At 48.1% G+C, this 17,394-nt stretch carries 16 protein-coding genes; 15 read left to right on the top strand and 1 reads right to left on the bottom strand.

Translation table 11 applies throughout. The features are described from left to right. Nucleotides 1-43: 43 nt before the first annotated feature. The 6 genes from ACZYR9_RS19710 to ACZYR9_RS19735 all read left to right on the top strand — a co-directional run bounded on the left by ACZYR9_RS19710 (nucleotide 44) and on the right by ACZYR9_RS19735 (nucleotide 5,078). Nucleotides 44-268 carry a cold-inducible protein YdjO-related protein gene (locus ACZYR9_RS19710; protein ID WP_488980174.1) on the top strand — a complete coding sequence of 75 codons (225 nt, stop codon included), beginning with the start codon at nucleotides 44-46 and terminating at the stop codon, nucleotides 266-268. 229 nt (nucleotides 269-497) lie between these two features. After that, entirely contained in the window at nucleotides 498-2,069 is a 1,572-nt protein-coding gene (locus tag ACZYR9_RS19715) for a sensor domain-containing diguanylate cyclase (protein ID WP_488980175.1), read from the top strand. A gap of 111 nt (nucleotides 2,070-2,180) precedes the next feature. Then, nucleotides 2,181-3,029 carry a pirin family protein gene (locus tag ACZYR9_RS19720; protein ID WP_488980176.1) on the top strand — a complete coding sequence of 283 codons (849 nt, stop codon included), beginning with the start codon at nucleotides 2,181-2,183 and terminating at the stop codon, nucleotides 3,027-3,029. A gap of 150 nt (nucleotides 3,030-3,179) precedes the next feature. Further along, on the top strand, nucleotides 3,180-3,500 hold the full coding sequence (locus ACZYR9_RS19725; RefSeq protein ID WP_488980177.1) for an NIPSNAP family protein: 321 nt from the start codon (nucleotides 3,180-3,182) through the stop codon (nucleotides 3,498-3,500). A gap of 158 nt (nucleotides 3,501-3,658) precedes the next feature. Continuing rightward, nucleotides 3,659-4,339, top strand: a complete 681-nt coding sequence (locus ACZYR9_RS19730; RefSeq protein WP_488980178.1) for a PIG-L deacetylase family protein — start codon at nucleotides 3,659-3,661, stop codon at nucleotides 4,337-4,339. Further along, on the top strand, nucleotides 4,317-5,078 hold the full coding sequence (locus ACZYR9_RS19735) for an acyl-[acyl-carrier-protein] thioesterase (protein WP_488980179.1): 762 nt from the start codon (nucleotides 4,317-4,319) through the stop codon (nucleotides 5,076-5,078). The genes ACZYR9_RS19730 and ACZYR9_RS19735 overlap by 23 nt, the downstream gene beginning before the upstream one ends. 68 nt (nucleotides 5,079-5,146) lie before the next feature. Here the strand turns inward: ACZYR9_RS19735 and ACZYR9_RS19740 are convergent, their stop codons facing one another. Then, on the bottom strand, nucleotides 5,147-6,100 hold the full coding sequence (locus tag ACZYR9_RS19740; RefSeq protein ID WP_488980180.1) for a DMT family transporter: 954 nt from the start codon (nucleotides 6,098-6,100) through the stop codon (nucleotides 5,147-5,149). A 336-nt stretch (nucleotides 6,101-6,436) separates the two neighbouring features. On the opposite strand from ACZYR9_RS19740, the gene ACZYR9_RS19745 reads away from it, so the two are divergent. The 9 genes from ACZYR9_RS19745 to ACZYR9_RS19785 all read left to right on the top strand — a co-directional run bounded on the left by ACZYR9_RS19745 (nucleotide 6,437) and on the right by ACZYR9_RS19785 (nucleotide 17,383). Continuing rightward, nucleotides 6,437-7,597 (top strand): ABC transporter substrate-binding protein, encoded by a 1,161-nt coding sequence (locus ACZYR9_RS19745; RefSeq protein ID WP_488980181.1) that lies wholly within the window; start codon nucleotides 6,437-6,439, stop codon nucleotides 7,595-7,597. Between the two features lie 74 nt (nucleotides 7,598-7,671). After that, a complete protein-coding gene (locus ACZYR9_RS19750) occupies nucleotides 7,672-8,562 on the top strand; it encodes a branched-chain amino acid ABC transporter permease (protein WP_488980182.1) in 891 nt (296 codons plus the stop codon). 35 nt (nucleotides 8,563-8,597) lie between these two features. Then, on the top strand, nucleotides 8,598-10,496 hold the full coding sequence (locus tag ACZYR9_RS19755; RefSeq protein ID WP_488980183.1) for a branched-chain amino acid ABC transporter ATP-binding protein/permease: 1,899 nt from the start codon (nucleotides 8,598-8,600) through the stop codon (nucleotides 10,494-10,496). Further along, complete coding sequence (locus ACZYR9_RS19760; protein WP_488980184.1) at nucleotides 10,483-11,187, top strand: ABC transporter ATP-binding protein; 705 nt, start codon at nucleotides 10,483-10,485, stop codon at nucleotides 11,185-11,187. Before ACZYR9_RS19755 ends, ACZYR9_RS19760 begins: the two co-directional genes overlap by 14 nt. A 110-nt stretch (nucleotides 11,188-11,297) precedes the next feature. Next, entirely contained in the window at nucleotides 11,298-12,467 is a 1,170-nt protein-coding gene (locus ACZYR9_RS19765) for an iron-containing alcohol dehydrogenase (protein WP_488980185.1), read from the top strand. Between the two features lie 12 nt (nucleotides 12,468-12,479). Continuing rightward, the gene (locus ACZYR9_RS19770) at nucleotides 12,480-13,943 is read left to right on the top strand and encodes an aldehyde dehydrogenase family protein (RefSeq protein WP_488980186.1); all 1,464 of its coding nucleotides are present in this window, start codon (nucleotides 12,480-12,482) and stop codon (nucleotides 13,941-13,943) included. 48 nt (nucleotides 13,944-13,991) lie between these two features. Further along, the gene (locus ACZYR9_RS19775) at nucleotides 13,992-15,137 is read left to right on the top strand and encodes an acyl-CoA dehydrogenase family protein (protein ID WP_488980187.1); all 1,146 of its coding nucleotides are present in this window, start codon (nucleotides 13,992-13,994) and stop codon (nucleotides 15,135-15,137) included. Nucleotides 15,138-15,164: 27 nt separating this feature from the next. Further along, nucleotides 15,165-15,800: a 4-carboxy-4-hydroxy-2-oxoadipate aldolase/oxaloacetate decarboxylase gene (locus tag ACZYR9_RS19780; protein WP_488980188.1), complete on the top strand. Its 636-nt coding sequence runs from the start codon at nucleotides 15,165-15,167 to the stop codon at nucleotides 15,798-15,800. A gap of 23 nt (nucleotides 15,801-15,823) precedes the next feature. Next, complete coding sequence (locus ACZYR9_RS19785; protein WP_488980189.1) at nucleotides 15,824-17,383, top strand: acyl CoA:acetate/3-ketoacid CoA transferase; 1,560 nt, start codon at nucleotides 15,824-15,826, stop codon at nucleotides 17,381-17,383. Nucleotides 17,384-17,394 lie beyond the last annotated feature (11 nt).

Raw genomic sequence — 17,394 nt, forward strand, 5'->3', positions numbered from 1 at the left:
AATAGATAGTCAGCATTTTTGAGGAAGGTGGTTAATCTTAAGTATGGCAACGTCGACTTCTGAGGCACAGACACAAGAAATGAAGGAAATCCAGATTTGGAAGTGTAAAGATAGTGAATGTAATGCCTGGATCCGTGATGAATATGTAACGGAAGCTGCTCCGAGCTGTCCGCTATGTAATAGCCAGATGGAACAAGCTAAAAAACAGGTTCCGACGGCCGTAAAAAAAATGAGAAAAACGTTTATTATGGGAAGAAGAAGATTCTAGCATTTTCATAATAAAAAAGAAGAAGCCCAATGGCCTGCTGCCCCATTGGGCTTCTTCTTTTTATGGCTGCAGCTGCCGCACATGAATAGCCATGGCAAAACCGTCCGATATTATCATTGTCCCGAAATATCATGTTCTATATGAATGCAGAAAACCATGTTTCATGTGCAGAAAGATGGTAAAATGATTATGTTTTTCAATTCATACCTAAATCAGAGGATGGATAGAAATGTTTCTTAAAAAAGGAATGACTCTGCGATTTATTATCAGTACCTTAGTCATTTTGGCTGTCCTGCTAACCATCATCACAAGTGCTTTTTCGGCGCTTCAAGTGATCAGGGAATCTTTGAGCTCCAGTTATCTGATCAGCAATTACCATTATGCGAAAAAGCTCTCCTTAACTACGCAAAACATGCTGGAATCCATGCAGGACAGCATGAAAGTACTGGCCGGCAAAGCGGACCTTCAACCGATCGGCGAGCTGCAGGATGAATTGGATCTGTTTATGGAATCCCGAAGGGATTTATTTAATACGATGGTCATTGCTGATGTTAACGGGGTGGTTCAAGCTTTTAGTCCGGTGTCACCCGGAATCACGCAAGGCTATCAGCTTAAATCAGAAGCCTCGAAAAAAGCGAATGAACTAAAACGTCCTATGATCTCTGAGCCTTATCGCGGGGCTACAGGACACCTGATGATTTTAATCACGGTTCCTATATCTAATCATTCCGGAACCTATTTAGGTTACGTGGGCGGAACGATTTATTTGGATGAAAAGAATGCGTTGAGCCAATTATTGAATGACCATTATTTTAATAACGGTTCATATGCTTATGTCGTAGACCAATCCGGGCGTCTGCTCTTTCATCCCGATCCAAGCCGGTTAGACGAGAACGTGAGTGACAATCCGACGATTCAAAAGGCTTTGGCAGGTCAGAGCGGCTATGAGCAAATCATAAACATTCAAGGCAGGCCTTTTTTCGCAGGATATGCCTACGAGCCGCTGAGCGGATGGGGAATTTTCACCCAAACACCTGTGTCTGTCATTAAACAACCAACGCAGGAGCTGTTGATGCAAATGATCTACCAGGCGCTTCCGTTTTTTATTCTCATATTATTGGCTGCCTGGGTAGTCGCTTACCGAATTGCCAAGCCGCTGCATACACTGGCAAGATTCTCAAAGGAATTCGGCTTTCGTAAAGGTGAGATCCCCGAACCTATACTCCATATGAGATCGGGAATTTATGAAGTTCAGCATCTTCATCGGGGTACGATGACAGCCATGAAGAAAATAAAGAGTCATATCAGAGATTTAAATATTGAGATCCAAACGGATGGGCTAACCGGTCTGGCCAACCGCAGAACATTCGATTTGGTTGTGAATGAATGGATCTCTGAAGGGACCCCTTTCACCATGATGCTGCTGGATATAGATCATTTCAAACAAGTTAATGATGCGTATGGCCATTTAACCGGAGATGAAGTGCTGCAGTTCTTGTCACAGACGATGCTTGAGTTGTGCAGGGAAGGGGATTTGTGCTTCCGTTACGGAGGAGAGGAGTTTGCCATCCTGGTTTCTTACGGAAGCATGTCTGAAGTAAAATGCATCGGAGAGCGGCTCAGGACGACTCTAATGTCAAAGAAAAGTCCTACGGGTGAATATATTACGTTTTCCTCGGGAATAGCCACTTATCCTTTGCATGGCCGGTCTTTAAAAGAGCTGGTATCTGCTGCGGACATGGCGTTATACCAATCCAAACGAAGGGGAAGAAATCAAAGCACGATTTATTCGATGGAATAAGTATATAGTTTCTTCAGTTACTTGATAAAAGTAAGTTATATATTTATAATAATTCATAACAACTAGCTTTCGATCAGCAGATTATGTTGACAAAAAAGGAGGCATCCATCCATGAACGATAATGGTCACGTATTTCAACGAGATATTCGACGAGTTTGGACTGCGAAGAAAAACCGGATCAGCTCGACTCATCAGAACAGCTTTATTCTGGAGCCGGGTCATTGGGAAGAATTTGATCCGTTCCTTATGCTTGCCGAAGACTGGTTTCAAAGAGGCTCTTTCGACGTGCATCCTCACAGGGGGATCGAAACCGTGACCTATGTGATGAAAGGAAGGCTTGAACATTACGACAACAAAACCGCCGATACGGATGAACTGCTCCCCGGCGACGCACAGTGGATGACGGCCGGACGGGGTGTGATTCATAAGGAGGATCCTGCCGTGGGAGAAACCGTTCACTCCCTCCAGCTGTGGGTGAATTTGCCCAGCGGGGATAAAATGATGGAGCCGCGCTACCAGAATCTCCGGAGCGCGGATATGCCATTGCGGGTGGAGAAAGGATCGACGATCCGCGTATTCTCGGGCTCCTCAGGCGGTATAGCGTCATCTACAAAAAACGTTGTGCCCATCACTATGGTGGAATTGAAGGTAGAAGCGGAAGCAACCGTAAAGCAGGATTTGCCCGGCTCCTACAACGGGTTTTTATATATCTTGGAAGGTGAAGGGGTGTTCGGACGGGAACGCACGAGAGCCGGTGAGGGCCAGGTCTTATGGCTTGGTTCAGCGGAGAACAACCGGAAAAGCGAGGTCGAGATTACAGCTGTAACCAAGCTCCGTGCTTTACTGTATGCAGGACAACCGCTGAACGAGCCTGTCGTCGCCTACGGCCCGTTCGTCATGAACACTCAGGAGCAGATCCGACAAGCCTATGAGGATTTCAGGGACGGCAAATTTGTTTAAAGCACGGCATCCAGTTTTCGATAATGTTCAGTTGTTTGCGTAGCGGACAAAGTCGTCTATAATGAAACAAGTAAGGTAAATCCGAACCAAGCCTCATAGCGTGAAGACAACATGATTTGCCTGACTCAATATTGAGAGGAGAAATGTTATATGCTTTATGAGCTGCGTATTTATCATATTCATCCGGGAAGAATGCAGGCGATCAACGATCGGTTCTCCAATCACACTCTGGGTATCTTCGCCAAGCACGGGATGAAGGTTGCCGATTTTTGGGAGGATATCGACGCAGAGCACAATCGGCTTTATTATGTCTTGGAATTTGCGGATATGGAAGCGCGCGAGGAGGCATTTAAGGCCTTCCAGAGCGATCCCGAATGGCAGAAGGTCAAAAGCGACTCGGAGAAAGACGGCCCGATCGTAGAAAAGATCGAAAGCATTTTCCTTAAGAGGGCGCCTTATTTTTCGAAATAAGCTGCGGCTTTTCATTATATTTAGGAAACGGACATAAGTATATGATCCGCCCTGCTTTTAAAGAGATGGCTTTGGCATATCTTTAGCGCAGGGCGGATTTTTTGTCAGCATGACTTCATCTTCCGATTTGACTATAATAAAGTAAGGAGGCTGATAAAATGACTCAAACCGTAGGGTTTATATATGCTCATCCGGACGATGAAACGTTTTTGAGCGCTTGTCTGATCAGACAGCTGGCGGATCAAGGGCATCGTCCGGTTCTTCTGCTTGCCACGAAAGGGGATGCCGGTAAAAAGAACGGGCACGTAAGCCATTTAAGCAATGAGGAGTTGGCCAAGGTCAGGGTCAAAGAAATGGAGAAGGCTGCGGAAATTCTGGGATTGTCCATCGTTGAGCATTTAGGGTTTCCCGACGGCAAAACGAATACCGTGGACGAAAACCTATTTATTGACGGTATAGTCAGCTTCGTGAATAAATACGAACCATCAATGCTGTTCACCTTTCCGGGAGATGGCGGAAACTTCCACCCGGATCATATGACCATATCCAAAATGACAACGTCCGCGGTATTAAGCGGAAGATGTCCGTCAGTGGGCAAGCTTTATTATTCCATGTCCAATACGTTAATGGAGCAGGGTCACAAGCCCTCGATAGTTGTAAATACGGAAAAACAGTGGCCCATGAAGGCTGATGCGCTAAGAGCGCACCAGTCCCAGATTTTTGCCATTGAAAGATACTTCGGCAAACTGGATTCATTTCCGGAAAACCGTCGATACGAATCGTTTGTGCTAGCTTGGGAGAAAGGAAGGTCGGATCATGCGGGGCTTGTGGAAGGATGATTATAAGATCACTTCGGATTATACCGACTTCAGGGCCCAATGTCGTTTGTCCTCTTTATTGGCTTTAATGCAAAGAGCGGCAGATGCCCATGTGGAGGTTATGGGAGTGCCTTGGCAGGAGATGAAGGACAGCGGCATGGGCTGGATGCTGATTACCTTAGACATCGAGTTCAAGCGGATGCCCCGGATCTTGGACACCATTTCCATTCAAACCTGGAACAGGGGAACAAAAGGGGTGTTATGGTTACGGGATTACCGTGTGCATGCTGCGGATGGAAGCTTGATTTTACAAGCCAGATCCGTATGGGCCCTTGTCGATGTGGCAAAGAGAAAAATCCTTCGTCCTTCAGCGTTTCCGTATGAGCTGGATGTTCACGCGGAGGAATCTGTAGGCGATGTGCCCGAGAAAGTGCAGGTTCCGCCGGAGGTGCCGCTTAACGAGGCTTACCGGATGCAGGTGCGCTACAGTGGAATCGATGCTAACGGACATTTAAACAACGCCAAATACGCAGATATTTGTTTGGATGCTCTTCGCGAAGAAGAAATACACCAGCTCTCTCTGCGAAATTTTCGGATTACATATCATCGTGAAGCGCGAATCGGGGACGAAATGCTGGTGTTAAGGTCGGCTCAGTGCGAAGGAAGAACCATTTATTTTAGAGGGGAATCCAAGGAAGGAAAGCCTATTTTTGAGGCCAGTTTAGACGTCGATCCTCATGACAATCATTACGCTCTATAGTAACGTAAAATGAACCGCCCCACGCTGGTGTTAGACAGGATTAACCGGTAGGGGGCGGTTCATTTCATCTATACACTGCTTTTTGTTGACCCCGGGGGAGTCATAGCGGCGCTGGTCTGCGGGACGGATGATCCTTTGGGGTGGTAGGTTCCAATGACGATGCCCAAAGTGGTCAGCACGAAGGCGAGCCCATGAATCCAGTGGATCTGCTCGCTCAGAAACAGGACGGCGCAAATCATGCTGGCAAAGGGCATCCCGTTAATAAACATAGCTGTTTTATTAGCGCCGATCATTTTGATCCCGTGATTCCAGCCCAGCGAACCAAGGGAAGTGGCCACCCAGGAAGATAGCAGCAGAACAAACCAGCCCATAGCCGAAAACTGGACGTATTCATGTGCGGACGTCCCGTATTGGATAAAGGCGCACACATTCAGCATGACTCCGCCAATAAGCGTTGAGTACGTAGTGATGACAAGAATAGGCATATTCGTGGCAGCCAGTACTTTTATAAATAACACGCCGATAACATAAGCGAGCATGGAGATGAACATGATCAGGTCACCATGTCCGGATACCGAGAGAGAAGAACCTGCAGATCCAAAAAGAAGAACAATCAGAACGCCTGTAAAACCGGCCGCAATCCCAAGAAGCAGCCGAAAATTCATTTTCTCGCCTGCAAATATCGCTGCAAGAAGAGCGGTCGTGAGCGGATTCAACCCGAGAATGAGCGATGCGTTCGTTGCGGTTGTGGCCAAAAGACCGAAAGTAAGAAAGATTTGATGAAAGAATATGGAGGTGGTTCCGATAATCACCAGCAGCAGCCACTGCTTGGGAGTCGGGCGATACCAGCCGTATTTATGCCACACAAACGGAATTAAAAATATACCCGCAAGCGGGATTCGGATGGCAGACAGAAGAAAGGGCGGAACTGTCTCCGCCAAATATTTGATCATTACGACATTGAGTCCCCAAAACATGACGACCAAGGCCAATATGAGATATATCCATTTGTTTTTGTTCACTGATGAGGCATCTCCCATGTTGAATTCAAATAAAAAAAGGCTGCGGTCGCATCACGCCGCATTCCTTTGTCCTTACTTTATTAAAGCACAGTTTCGCTGAAAAGGGAATATTTGAAAGAAAAATAGGGCTCCGTTTACCCTGAAAAAACAATTGACAAAAAATTGAAGTCAGAATATATTGATAATATCGTTAATCGATAATCTATAAAACTCTTTTTGAAAGCGCTTAACAAAAGGTGGTGGTTTGTATTTTAACATATCCTACATAAGGTTTGATGTAAAAACATGTCGGTGACGGATGATTAAAATTATGTGAGGTCAGAAGGGGTGTAACCATTGAAAAAATCGATTCGCGCAATACTGGGCATGTGTTTGGCGGCAAGTATGATTATTGTATCTGCATGTGGAAGCAGCAGCGGGGATAATAACGGAGGCAATGCATCCGGTGGTCAAGGCGGAGTTATAAAAATCGGTATGGTTGCCGACCTGACAGGTAAATCTGCACTCACCGGCGAGTTTAAAAAACGCGGCGCTCAAATTGCGTTAGACGAGATTAACGGAGCCGGCGGTGTAAAAGGCAAAAAGATTGAGCTGGTAATTGAGGATGACCGCGGTTCGAACGACGGTACGGTTTCTGCTTTTCAAAAGTTAATAGCCGATCCGGATATCGTAGCGGTCATCGGTCCGATTACGAGCACCAATGCACTTTCCATTAATGAAATCACCAAAAAAACCGGCATTCCCGTCATGATCGGAGGAACGAATGTCAGTCTGACCACCGATTTGAAGAATAAATGGTTTTTCCGCTTCAGACCAAGCGACGCTTATTCCGCCAAGACCATTGCGGATTTTTCCACAGGCAAATTAGGCAAAAAGAATGTCGCTATTGTTTATGATACCGATGCTTTCGGTACAGCCGGCAAAGACATGCTCATCACCGAATATAAGAACAAGGGAATTACGCCGGTACTTGTTGAAGGCTATACGGCAAATACCAAGGACTTTACTCCGGTGCTTGAAAATATCCGGAAGTCCGGCGCGGATGTGATCAACGGCTTTATGACGGCTTCCGCGGATGTGGCCCAATTGGTGGTACAGATGAGACAGCTTGGCATTAATGCTGAATTTGTTTCTTCCGCAGCGGGTGCCCAGACGACAACCATCAAATTGGCCGGCGACAAATTGGACGGTATTTACGGCGTGAACGATTTTGCGCTTGATCAAACCGAGGAGACCAAAAAGTTCGTTGAAAACTTCAAAAAGCAATATACGGATGCGCCGGACCTATTTTCGGGCTGGGTATATGATGCCCTGCATGTGTTAGCCAAAGTTATGGCGGAAAAGGGGACCTCTCCCGATCAGATTCGCGAAGGTATTTTAGCCGTTAAGGGACATAAAGGGGTCGAAGGGGAGTATAACTTTGACCAGAACGGGGATGGCCTGCACTCCTACACGGTCGTTCAAGTCGTGAAGGGTCAAATTGTTACCGTAAAATAAAGTAATTCAGAAGGTTGAATTCGGCAGGCCGTCCGTGCTGCCGAATTCAACCGTACATGAGGAAGGGGAAGTGTATGGAACTGTTGAATATGCCCCTACAGCTTCTGGTCAGCGGGATGGCGATAGGAAGCATTTATGCGCTTGTGGCATTGGGATTTGTTTTGATCTATGTCTCCGTGAATGTGGTCAACTTTGCTCAAGGCGAGTTTACTATGATGGGGGCGTTTATCGCTTTTACTCTTGTGGTCTCGCTCAATTTGCCGATATGGGTAGGATTGATTCTGGGAACGCTTATCGTCGGTGTCATCGGGTATTTGTTTCAGCTTTCCGTATACCGGCCTTTCGCCAAGCGTAATAAAGCGTTTTTGGCGGTCATGATCAGTACGCTCGGAGCTTCCATGATCCTCCAAAACATTTTCCTGCTCGGTTATGGTGCGGTACCGCTGAAGCTGCCGCCTCTTTTTGCCAGGGATACGATCAATATCGGAGATATCGTCGTTTCCGTTCAATACTTGGCTATACTTTGCTGTGCAATTATTCTGTTGATTCTGCAGTATTTATTATTTGAAAAAACACGACTGGGCAAAATGATGCAGGCTACCGCACAGGACCCGAATACCGCGAAGCTGATGGGGATCAAGGTTTCCTATATGCAAGCGCTGACCTTCATCTATAGTGCGGCATTGGGGGGAGCGGCAGGCATTCTCGTTGCCCCGGTGTTTATGATCAGCCATACGATGGGAGCGATCATCGGCTTGAAGGCTTTTGCTGCTGCGATCGTCGGCGGATTAGGCGATGTCAAAGGAGCCATTATCGGCGGCTTGATGATTGGGGTGGCCGAAACCTTTGCTGCGGCCTATATTTCCGGACCATATAAAGACGGCTTTGCGTTCTTGTTCCTGATTCTTTTCCTGGTCTTCAGACCCTATGGGATCTTCGGAGAAAAAGTCGGAACAAAAGCATAATACCCTGATGCCATTCCATAGTAGGGAGTGTTTCTATGCAAACCAAAACTATACAAACCCAAACGATCCAAGGCGGCAAGAGCATGGACAAAGAATTAAAAAGCTTAAAGCCGACTCAGCCTGTTTTTATCGTTGCGGGTTTATTGCTTGTCGTTCTGGCCTTTATCCTCCCGTTTTTACTGCCTGGGGGACGCCTGGGCAACTACTATATGACGGAAATTCTGAGAACCACCGTATTTTGCTTCGCTACTCTGGGTCTTACGGTAGGGATGGGATATGCGGGACAAATCTCGCTGGCGCAAGCGGCGTTTTTCGGATTGGGCGCCTATTCTCTGGCTTCGACGACGGTGCTGTTCGGGTTGCCTTATTGGGTCGGGGTCGTATTGGCTTTAGTAATTCCGATCGTGACGGGCTTATTCTTGGGGGCGATCTCGCTTCGACTGGTCACCCACTACCTGGCGTTAGTTACAATAGGCTTTCAAATCATCATTCAGCTTGTCCTTCATAACTGGAAAGGGGTTACCGGCGGTGCGGATGGAGTAAGCGGCATTCCGCGTCCATTCGGTATAGAAGATGCAAAGTTTTTCTACTGGTTCTGCTTGGCTATTTTATTGGTGTGTATCTTCTTCGTGTACCGGTTGAAAAATTCAAGACTGGGGCGGGCTCTATTCGCGCTGCGGGAAGATGAACTTGCGGCATCGGTCGCAGGCGTCGATCTGTTCAAAACGAAAATGCTGGCATTTGCCGTTTGTTCCACCTTGGGCGGGATCGGGGGTTCCTTGTATGCATCGGGTTACGGGTATATCAGTCCGGATGTATTTATTTTTGAACAGTCGGTCACGTTTTTCGCCATGCTGATTACCGGAGGAGCGGATTCCATTATCGGCGCGCTGGTAGGCACTATACTGCTAACCTGGCTGCCGGAGTGGCTGAGGTCTTTCAAGGAATTTTATTTGGCGATTTATGGCGGTTTGATTATCGTGTTCCTGATTTTCCTGCCCAACGGGATTTGGGGAGTGGCAAGCGGTCTTTATGATAAGGTGATCAAAAAGAAAGGCCACGGCGGCACGCAGGAGAAGTCCGGCGGAATCAAGTTTGTCGAAGGAAAGCACCTGACTTATCTGGAGGAAGCCAATGCCGTAAATCCGTCGAAGGAAGATCAGGTCATTTTTGAGGTGAAAGGCCTGAAGAAGCATTTTGGCGGCGTTAAGGCGGTCGACGGTGTGGATTTCAAGGTGAAAAAAGGCGATATCCATGTTCTGATCGGACCGAACGGCTCAGGAAAAACGACCGTGATCAATGTATTAAGCGGGATTTACACAGCAACCGAAGGACGTATCCAATATCGCGATAAAGACATCACCAATCACAAGCCGCACATTATTGTGCAAATGGGAGCTGCAAGAACGTTTCAAAATATCCGCTTATTTCCCGAGCTTTCCGTTATCGATAACGTTATGATCGGACAGCATACCAGAACCAAAGCGAATTTGTTGAACGTGATGTTCAATTCCAAATCAACTCGGGAGGAAGAAAGAAAAATCAGGGCCAGAGCGGAAGAAGCACTCGCTTTTGTGGGATTTGAAAACTTTTTTGAGAAAGTGAAGAATCTCTCATACGGACAACAAAGGCTGGTCGAGATTGCCAGAGCTCTGGCAACGGAGCCGGATTTGCTTCTGTTGGATGAACCGGCGGCGGGGATGAATCCGGAGGAAACGCAAGAGCTGATCAAGCTGATCAAGCGAATGAACGAGCTCGGCATCACGATGCTGCTGATTGAACACGACATGCATTTAGTAACCCAAGTGGCGGATTATATTACGGTATTGGATTTTGGTAAAAAAATCAGTGAAGGATCCGTAGAGCAGGTATTGAATGATCCGGAAGTGATCAAAGCTTATCTCGGGGAGGAATTTGTGCGTGCTGAGGCTTAACGGGATCGAAACAAGATATGGTGAGATTGTCGCTCTCCGCAATGTTTCTCTTGAGATCAAGGAAGGAGAAATCGTGGCTCTGCTCGGCATGAACGGAGCCGGTAAATCCACTACGCTCAAAACGATCTCGGGACTGATTCGTCCGAAAACAGGAACGATCGAATTTATGGGCCAAAAGATTGATCATATCGCACCTGAGGAAATTGTTCGCCAGGGACTGATTCATGTGCCGGAGGGAAGAAAAATTTTCCCCGGGCTGACCGTAAAGGAGAACTTAATCTTAGGAGCGACAAGCAGGAAGATTCCTATGAACAAAGTAAATCAGGATATCGAGGAGGTTGTCCAAATCTTTCCCGATCTCATCCCGCTAATGGATCGTCTGGGATGGTCGCTTTCCGGAGGACAGCAGCAGATGTGTGCGATCGGAAGAGGACTGATGGCAAAGCCCAAACTGCTGATGCTGGATGAGCCGTCGCTTGGGCTGGCTCCGGTTATCGTGCAGCATATGTTTCAAGCCATTAAGACCATTAACCAAAGCGGCACGACTGTGCTATTGGTGGAACAGAATGCGAGACAAAGCTTGGCCATCTCTCACCGTGGATATGTGTTAGAGGCAGGTAGAATCGTCGCTAACGATGATGCTTCTAAGCTGCTTGACGAGATTCAGAAAGCCTATTTGGGAGCGCATTAATTTGAAAAATACAGCAAAAAATCATCTTTACGGACAGCCGTAGTTTTGATATGATAAACACATTATAGATTATCGATAATCGATAAAAATAAACAAAAGGTCGTGAACTGATGAATCTCGTGATGGATTCCTTCGAATTTGGTCTGCATACTCAAATTTACTACGGTGTTAATAAAATTAACGAGCTGCCGAGTATCATCCGTAAGTACAATTACAAAAAAGTATTAATTTGTACGGATAAAGGGATCGTGCAATCCGGTAATTTGAAGCGTGTGGAAAGCTTGCTCAGCAGTGCGGGAATTGAATTCTTCACATTCACTGATGTGGAGCCGGATCCTACGGTTGAGATCGTACAGCATGTGAAAAATCTGTACATCGAAAACGGTTGCGATGCGCTCATCGGTATGGGTGGGGGGAGCTCGATCGATACGGCCAAAGGGGTTTCCGTTGCCGTCGCAAATTCCGGAGATCTGACTCAATATGAAGGAAAAGACAAGATTCCAAACAAGGGTCCTGAGATCATCACCATTCCGACAACGGCAGGCACCGGTTCAGAAGTGACGCATGCCACGGTACTAAAAGATAATAAACGCCATTATAAAATGGGAATTTTAAGTCAAAACCTGCATGCAAAAGCGGCTATTCTTGATCCTCAATTATTGACTACCGTGCCAAGAGGTGTTGCAGCGATTACAGGTATGGATGCGTTAAGCCATGCCATTGAATCATATACCTCTAATCAGGCACAGCCGATCACCGAAGCGTTCGGACTGTATGCTATCCGGTTGATCGGGCGGCACCTGCGCCCATTCGTAGCACGCAGGGTGGACCTGAACGCCGCATCGCATATGATGCTCGCGTCTACGATTGCCGGTGCAGCATTCATTTGGGGAAGAATAGCAGCGGTTCACGCAATTTCTCATCCGCTCGGAGGACGTTTGGGAGTTGCGCACGGTTTAGCCAATTCCTTGCTGCTTCCGGTCGTTATGAGATACAACGTAAGCACCAATTACGAAAAGTTCAGAGATATTGCAATCGCGCTTGGCGAGAATGTGGAAGGCTTAAGCTTACGCGAGGCTGCAGAACGTTCCATTACTGCTGTTGAACAGTTGATTCAAGATTTGGAAATCCCTACGACCTTAACCGCTCTTAGTCTGCATCCCTCCGATGAAGAATTGGATGTGATCGCTAAGGAAGCGTTTGAATCAGGAATGACGAGTGCCAATCCAAAGGATTGTACGACGGCCGACTTGCGGAAAATGCTTGAAAAAATCAGATAAGGGGAATCCACAATGGGAAACGCACAGCAAACCGCTATACAAGTTAAAAATTATATCGGTGGACGTTGGGTAGCATCCGAGAGCGGAGAAACCATCCAGAGAGAAAACCCTGCGCATACGGATCAAATCGTTGCCATAATAACCAATTCAACGAAGGAAGAAACGATTCAAGCTGTGGAGTCGGCACACATGGCCTTCCAAAGCTGGTCTAAAGTACCCGCCACGAAAAGAGCGGAGACGATCTACAAATTTATCGATGTACTGGAAAAAAGAAGGCAGGAAGTGGCCGAGCTGCTTACCCGGGAAATGGGAAAGCCAATCAAGGAAGCCCAAGGTGAAATTACGAAAGCGATCAATGAGGCGCGATATTCCGCCGGGGAAGCGCTTCGTCTGACGGGAGAGACGCTTCCAAGCGAACGTCCGGGGATTCAAGTCAGGACGATCCGCGTTCCCAAGGGTGTCATTGCTGCCATTTCTCCTTGGAACTTTCCTTTGGTTACCCCGCTTCGTAAAATCGTTCCGGCACTGGCTGCCGGAAATGCCGTTGTCTTTAAGCCGGCAACGGTTACGGCGGCTATGGGTGCGAAAATCATTGAATTGTTCGAAGAAGCGGGACTTCCCGCAGGTGTTCTGAACCTGATTGTCGGTTCAGGCCGAAGCGTCGGCAATACGCTCGTCTCGCACCCGCTGGTCAAAGGGGTTACCTTTACCGGATCAACGGCTGTCGGTTCAGGGATCTACAAGCTGGCTGCGGAACGTCTCATAGAAGTGCAGCTGGAGATGGGGGGCAAGAATGCCGGCATTATTTACGACTATCCGGATGTGAATGGAGCCGTCGATCAGATCCTGGCCGCAGCCTTCGCGGCAAGCGGACAGCGGTGCACCTCGATCAGCCGGATCGTCGTACAAAGATCCAGGGCCGAAGAGGTCACTCTGGCGTTAACAGAAAAGCTTGCCCATTATGTCATAGGGGGCGGCATATCCGACAAAGTGAATATGGGGCCGCTGGTCAGCCAGGACCAATTGGATACGGTGGAACAATATGTGCGTATCGGACTGGAGGAGGGCGCAACTTTGGCAGCCGGGGGCAAGAAGCCGGCCGGCGTGAGCGGAGGCTACTATTATGAGCCGACGGTTTTTACGAATGTAACGCCGGACATGAGAATTGCCCAGGAAGAAATCTTTGGTCCCGTTCTGGTCGTGATCCCGGTTGACAGCTTTGAGGAAGCCATTCAAGTGGCCAATAACAGTGAATACGGGCTGGCGGTGTCCTGCTTTACGCATCATATGCCGTATGCGGAGCAGGCTGTGGAGGAAATCGAAACCGGTATGATTCACATTAATAATGGAACGATCAGCGAATCGCATGTTCCCTTTGGGGGACTTAAGCATTCCGCCGTCGGCCCGTACTCCATCGGTTCAACCGGAAAGGATTTCTTAACGGCACTCAAAGTCGTTTATTCAAGCTCAAAATAGATTCGGAAGATGAGTCACACATTTACTATTTTTTGGGAGAGTTGATCTATGGGCTACGAATTAACAGCAGAGCAGCTCGAATGGCAGTCGGTTGCGCGGGACTTTGCTTCGCGCAAGCTGACCCCGGCGAAGCATTGGCTGGAGGGCGAGGATTTCTGGATAAACGCGGAGATGCTTTCCGAGCACGGATTTCTGGGCGTTACTTTACCTGAAGAGTACGGTGGGATGAATCTGGACTTGTTCAGTGCCATGCTGATGATCGAGGAGCTGTGCAAGGTATGTCCCACCAGCGGGCGGATGGTGTACCACACAGGTCCCGGTATCGCCAATTTTATTAATCATCTGGGGACTCCGGAGCAGAAGAGTAAATATTTACCGAAAATTGCAGCAGGTAAATACTATGTCGCTTTAGGTATGAGTGAGCCGGATGCGGGGAGTGCGGCGACCGATCTGAAAACGACGGCTGTGGAAAGCGGCGATTATTACAAGCTGAACGGCTCGAAAATCTTTGTCAGCGAAGGGCATCTTGCGAATGCGTTTGTCGTCTACGCCCGGTTCGGCAATTCGGGCAATCCGTCCGATATCGGAGCCATTCTGGTGGAACGCGGTACGCCAGGATTTTCCGTAGGCGTCGCTGAGGAGAATATGAGCGGTGAATTCCAAACCGCACTGTATTTTGATGAGGCGCTCGTTCCAAAAGAAAACGTATTGGTTACCAAAAATGCATTTAAAGCCTTAATGGGCGTGTATAACGGCGTTCGTCTCGGATATGCGGCCCAAACGCTGGGCATTACCCAAGCAGCATTCGATCGTACCTGCCAGTACGTGAAAGAACGCAAGCAGTTTGGCAAAGAGATTTGCGAGTTTCAGGGTGTGCAGTGGATGATTGCCGACATGTACCTGCAGCTGGAAGCGGCCCGAACCTTGCTCTATAAAGCGGCTGCTGAAGTCCTTGACAGTAAAATCGATAAGACGTCGGTAAGCATTGCCAAAGTCTATGTGGCCGAAGCCGCGAAAAAAATTACGGATGATTGCCTCCAGCTGCATGGAGGATACGGTTTTTCAAGGGAATATCCGCTGGAATGGTACTACCGTTGTGTTCGGGCGGCTTCGATTGCCGGTGGAACGCTGCAGGTTCACAAGACTATGCTTGCCGCAACCGTACTCGAGAAAAAATTCGATCAGCGAAAGTAGAAATCAATCTCATGGGGAGATGGCAGAATGATAGATCAAAGCACGACTTCGTTAATCGAACAATTGGCACAATTTGATGCGGCGATTGTTTCCGATTGTTTGGCGGGCAATGAACACGCCATGACGGCAAACATTAAGCCTCTGGATCGTCAATTCAAATTATGCGGTCCGGCCCTGACCATAAAGTGCCACCCCGGTGATAACTTGATGCTGCACCTGGCAGTTGCCCAAGCCAATCCGGGAGATGTACTGGTTGCGACAACGAATCAACACTATGAAGCGGGCTATTGGGGAGAAATTTTAACGATTGCAGCTATGGAACGTAACATTAAAGGGCTCGTTATCGACGGCAGTGTCCGGGATATTGAACAAATTATCGATCTCGGATTCCCGGTATTCACCCATTCGGTATCGATCAAAAAAGCGGAGAAGAAAAATAAAGGCAAGCTGAATGCTCCGATCGTTGCAGGAGGTACGATTGTCCGTCCGGGAGATATTATTCTAGCCGATGCAAGCGGAGTAGCCGTTGTTCCCTCAGAACGGTTGGAAGAGATTGTACGGGCGGCTCAAGAGAAGGTCGAGTTTGAAAAACAGGTCATCGAGCAATTGAAGCAAGGAATGCTCACGGCTGATTTATTCGACCTGCGCAAGTATGATATCTAAAAAGAAGGAGGGGGGAGGAAAACATGTCTGCAAGCCAAAAAAGCTCTGCGAGCCGTTCTAAAGTCATGACGGCCGAAGAAGCCGCAGCGAACATCCCCAATGATTCGACGATTGCCATCGGGGGCCTGATTTCGATTCTTTGTCCGGAGAAAATGATCTCGGCCCTGAGTCATCGGTTTGATTCCTGCGGCAGTCCTTCCAATCTGACGGTCATTACCCCTGTTCGGGTCGGCTGGGATAAAGAGCGAACGACGGGATTGGATCATTTGGCAAAGCCCGGAATGCTAAAAAGGCTGATCAGCGGCAGCTTCAATGTCAAGGAAAGTCCTAGGATTACCGAAATGATTCGAAGCAATCAAATTGAGGCATACAGCTTTTCCATGGGGACGTTATTCCATCTGATCCGCAGCATGGCCGGCGGCAACAAAGGCATGTTCACGCAGGTCGGACTGCAAACCTATGTGGATCCCCGGATGGAAGGGGGGAGGCTGAACGAAAGAACGACGGAGAACCTGAATGAGGTGATTCAGGTGGCCGGAGAAGAGTATCTTTATTACCGTCCGCAGCCGATCCATGCTGCGATCATCCGCGGAACGACGGCAGATGAGGACGGCAACGTATCATTGGAGCATGAACCGGTAACGTTGGCCGGACTGGAGATGGCCATGGCGGCCAAGGCGAATGGGGGCTACGTCATCGTTCAGGCTAAGAGGCTTACGGCCAAAGGCACGATGCACCCGCGTTCGATTGCCGTTCCTGGTATTTTAGTCGATGCCGTCGTCATCGATCCTGAGCAAAAGCAAAGTCTGCTCGATTATAATCCGAGCTGGACGGGAGAAGTCAGAGCTCCGATCGATGACATTGCCGAGCCGCTTCCCTTGGATACCAAGAAGATTATTTTGCGCAGGGCCACAGAAGAATTGGCTTCTGGTTCCGTCGTCAATCTTGGGGTGGGTATTCCGGTTTCTCTGCCGCAATTACTAATAGAAGAACAATTTTTCGATCAGGTTACGTTTTCTTTGGAGCACGGCGCAGTCGGCGGGATTCCGATGGGTGAAGAGGTGTTCGGAGCCCACATCAATCCCACGGCTATACTGACTTCCCCGCAGGCTTTTGATTATTATCACAGCGGAAGCTTATCGGCCAGTCTGCTTGGTTTCGCGCAAATTGACGGAGCCGGCAATGTGAACGTCAGCAAGTTTAACGGCATTTTCCGCGGTTCCGGCGGTTTTATCGATATCGTTCACCGTACAAAGAAAATATTGTTTTGCGGCACGCTCACAAGCGGGGGATTGGAAATCCAAATTCGTGACGGGAAGCTGAACATCTTGAAGGAAGGAAGACATAAAAAGTTTATCCCGCAGGTGGAGCATTTGACGTTCAATGCCCATGCCGCCAGAGAAAAAGGGCAAGCGCCTTTGTACATTACGGAGAGAGCCGTATTTCGATTAGGAGAAGACGGGTTGGTGCTTACCGAATTCGCGCCGGGAATCGATATAGAGAAGGAAATTTTACCTTATATCGATTTTAAAGTAACCATTGACCCGGAAGTCCGCCCGATGTCTTCCCATATTTTTGAGTAAGGAGACCTAAA

It is taken from the genome of Paenibacillus sp. F024 (genome assembly GCF_057814255.1).

What these genes read in the sequence shown, in the direction of transcription:
- ACZYR9_RS19710 (WP_488980174.1), top strand. Translation starts at nt 44, where the DNA reads ATGGCAACGTCGACTTCTGAGGCACAGACACAAGAAATGAAGGAAATC.
- ACZYR9_RS19715 (WP_488980175.1), top strand. Translation starts at nt 498, where the DNA reads ATGTTTCTTAAAAAAGGAATGACTCTGCGATTTATTATCAGTACCTTA.
- ACZYR9_RS19720 (WP_488980176.1), top strand. Translation starts at nt 2,181, where the DNA reads ATGAACGATAATGGTCACGTATTTCAACGAGATATTCGACGAGTTTGG.
- ACZYR9_RS19725 (WP_488980177.1), top strand. Translation starts at nt 3,180, where the DNA reads ATGCTTTATGAGCTGCGTATTTATCATATTCATCCGGGAAGAATGCAG.
- ACZYR9_RS19730 (WP_488980178.1), top strand. Translation starts at nt 3,659, where the DNA reads ATGACTCAAACCGTAGGGTTTATATATGCTCATCCGGACGATGAAACG.
- ACZYR9_RS19735 (WP_488980179.1), top strand. Translation starts at nt 4,317, where the DNA reads ATGCGGGGCTTGTGGAAGGATGATTATAAGATCACTTCGGATTATACC.
- ACZYR9_RS19750 (WP_488980182.1), top strand. Translation starts at nt 7,672, where the DNA reads ATGGAACTGTTGAATATGCCCCTACAGCTTCTGGTCAGCGGGATGGCG.
- ACZYR9_RS19755 (WP_488980183.1), top strand. Translation starts at nt 8,598, where the DNA reads ATGCAAACCAAAACTATACAAACCCAAACGATCCAAGGCGGCAAGAGC.
- ACZYR9_RS19765 (WP_488980185.1), top strand. Translation starts at nt 11,298, where the DNA reads ATGAATCTCGTGATGGATTCCTTCGAATTTGGTCTGCATACTCAAATT.
- ACZYR9_RS19770 (WP_488980186.1), top strand. Translation starts at nt 12,480, where the DNA reads ATGGGAAACGCACAGCAAACCGCTATACAAGTTAAAAATTATATCGGT.
- ACZYR9_RS19775 (WP_488980187.1), top strand. Translation starts at nt 13,992, where the DNA reads ATGGGCTACGAATTAACAGCAGAGCAGCTCGAATGGCAGTCGGTTGCG.
- ACZYR9_RS19780 (WP_488980188.1), top strand. Translation starts at nt 15,165, where the DNA reads ATGATAGATCAAAGCACGACTTCGTTAATCGAACAATTGGCACAATTT.
- ACZYR9_RS19785 (WP_488980189.1), top strand. Translation starts at nt 15,824, where the DNA reads ATGTCTGCAAGCCAAAAAAGCTCTGCGAGCCGTTCTAAAGTCATGACG.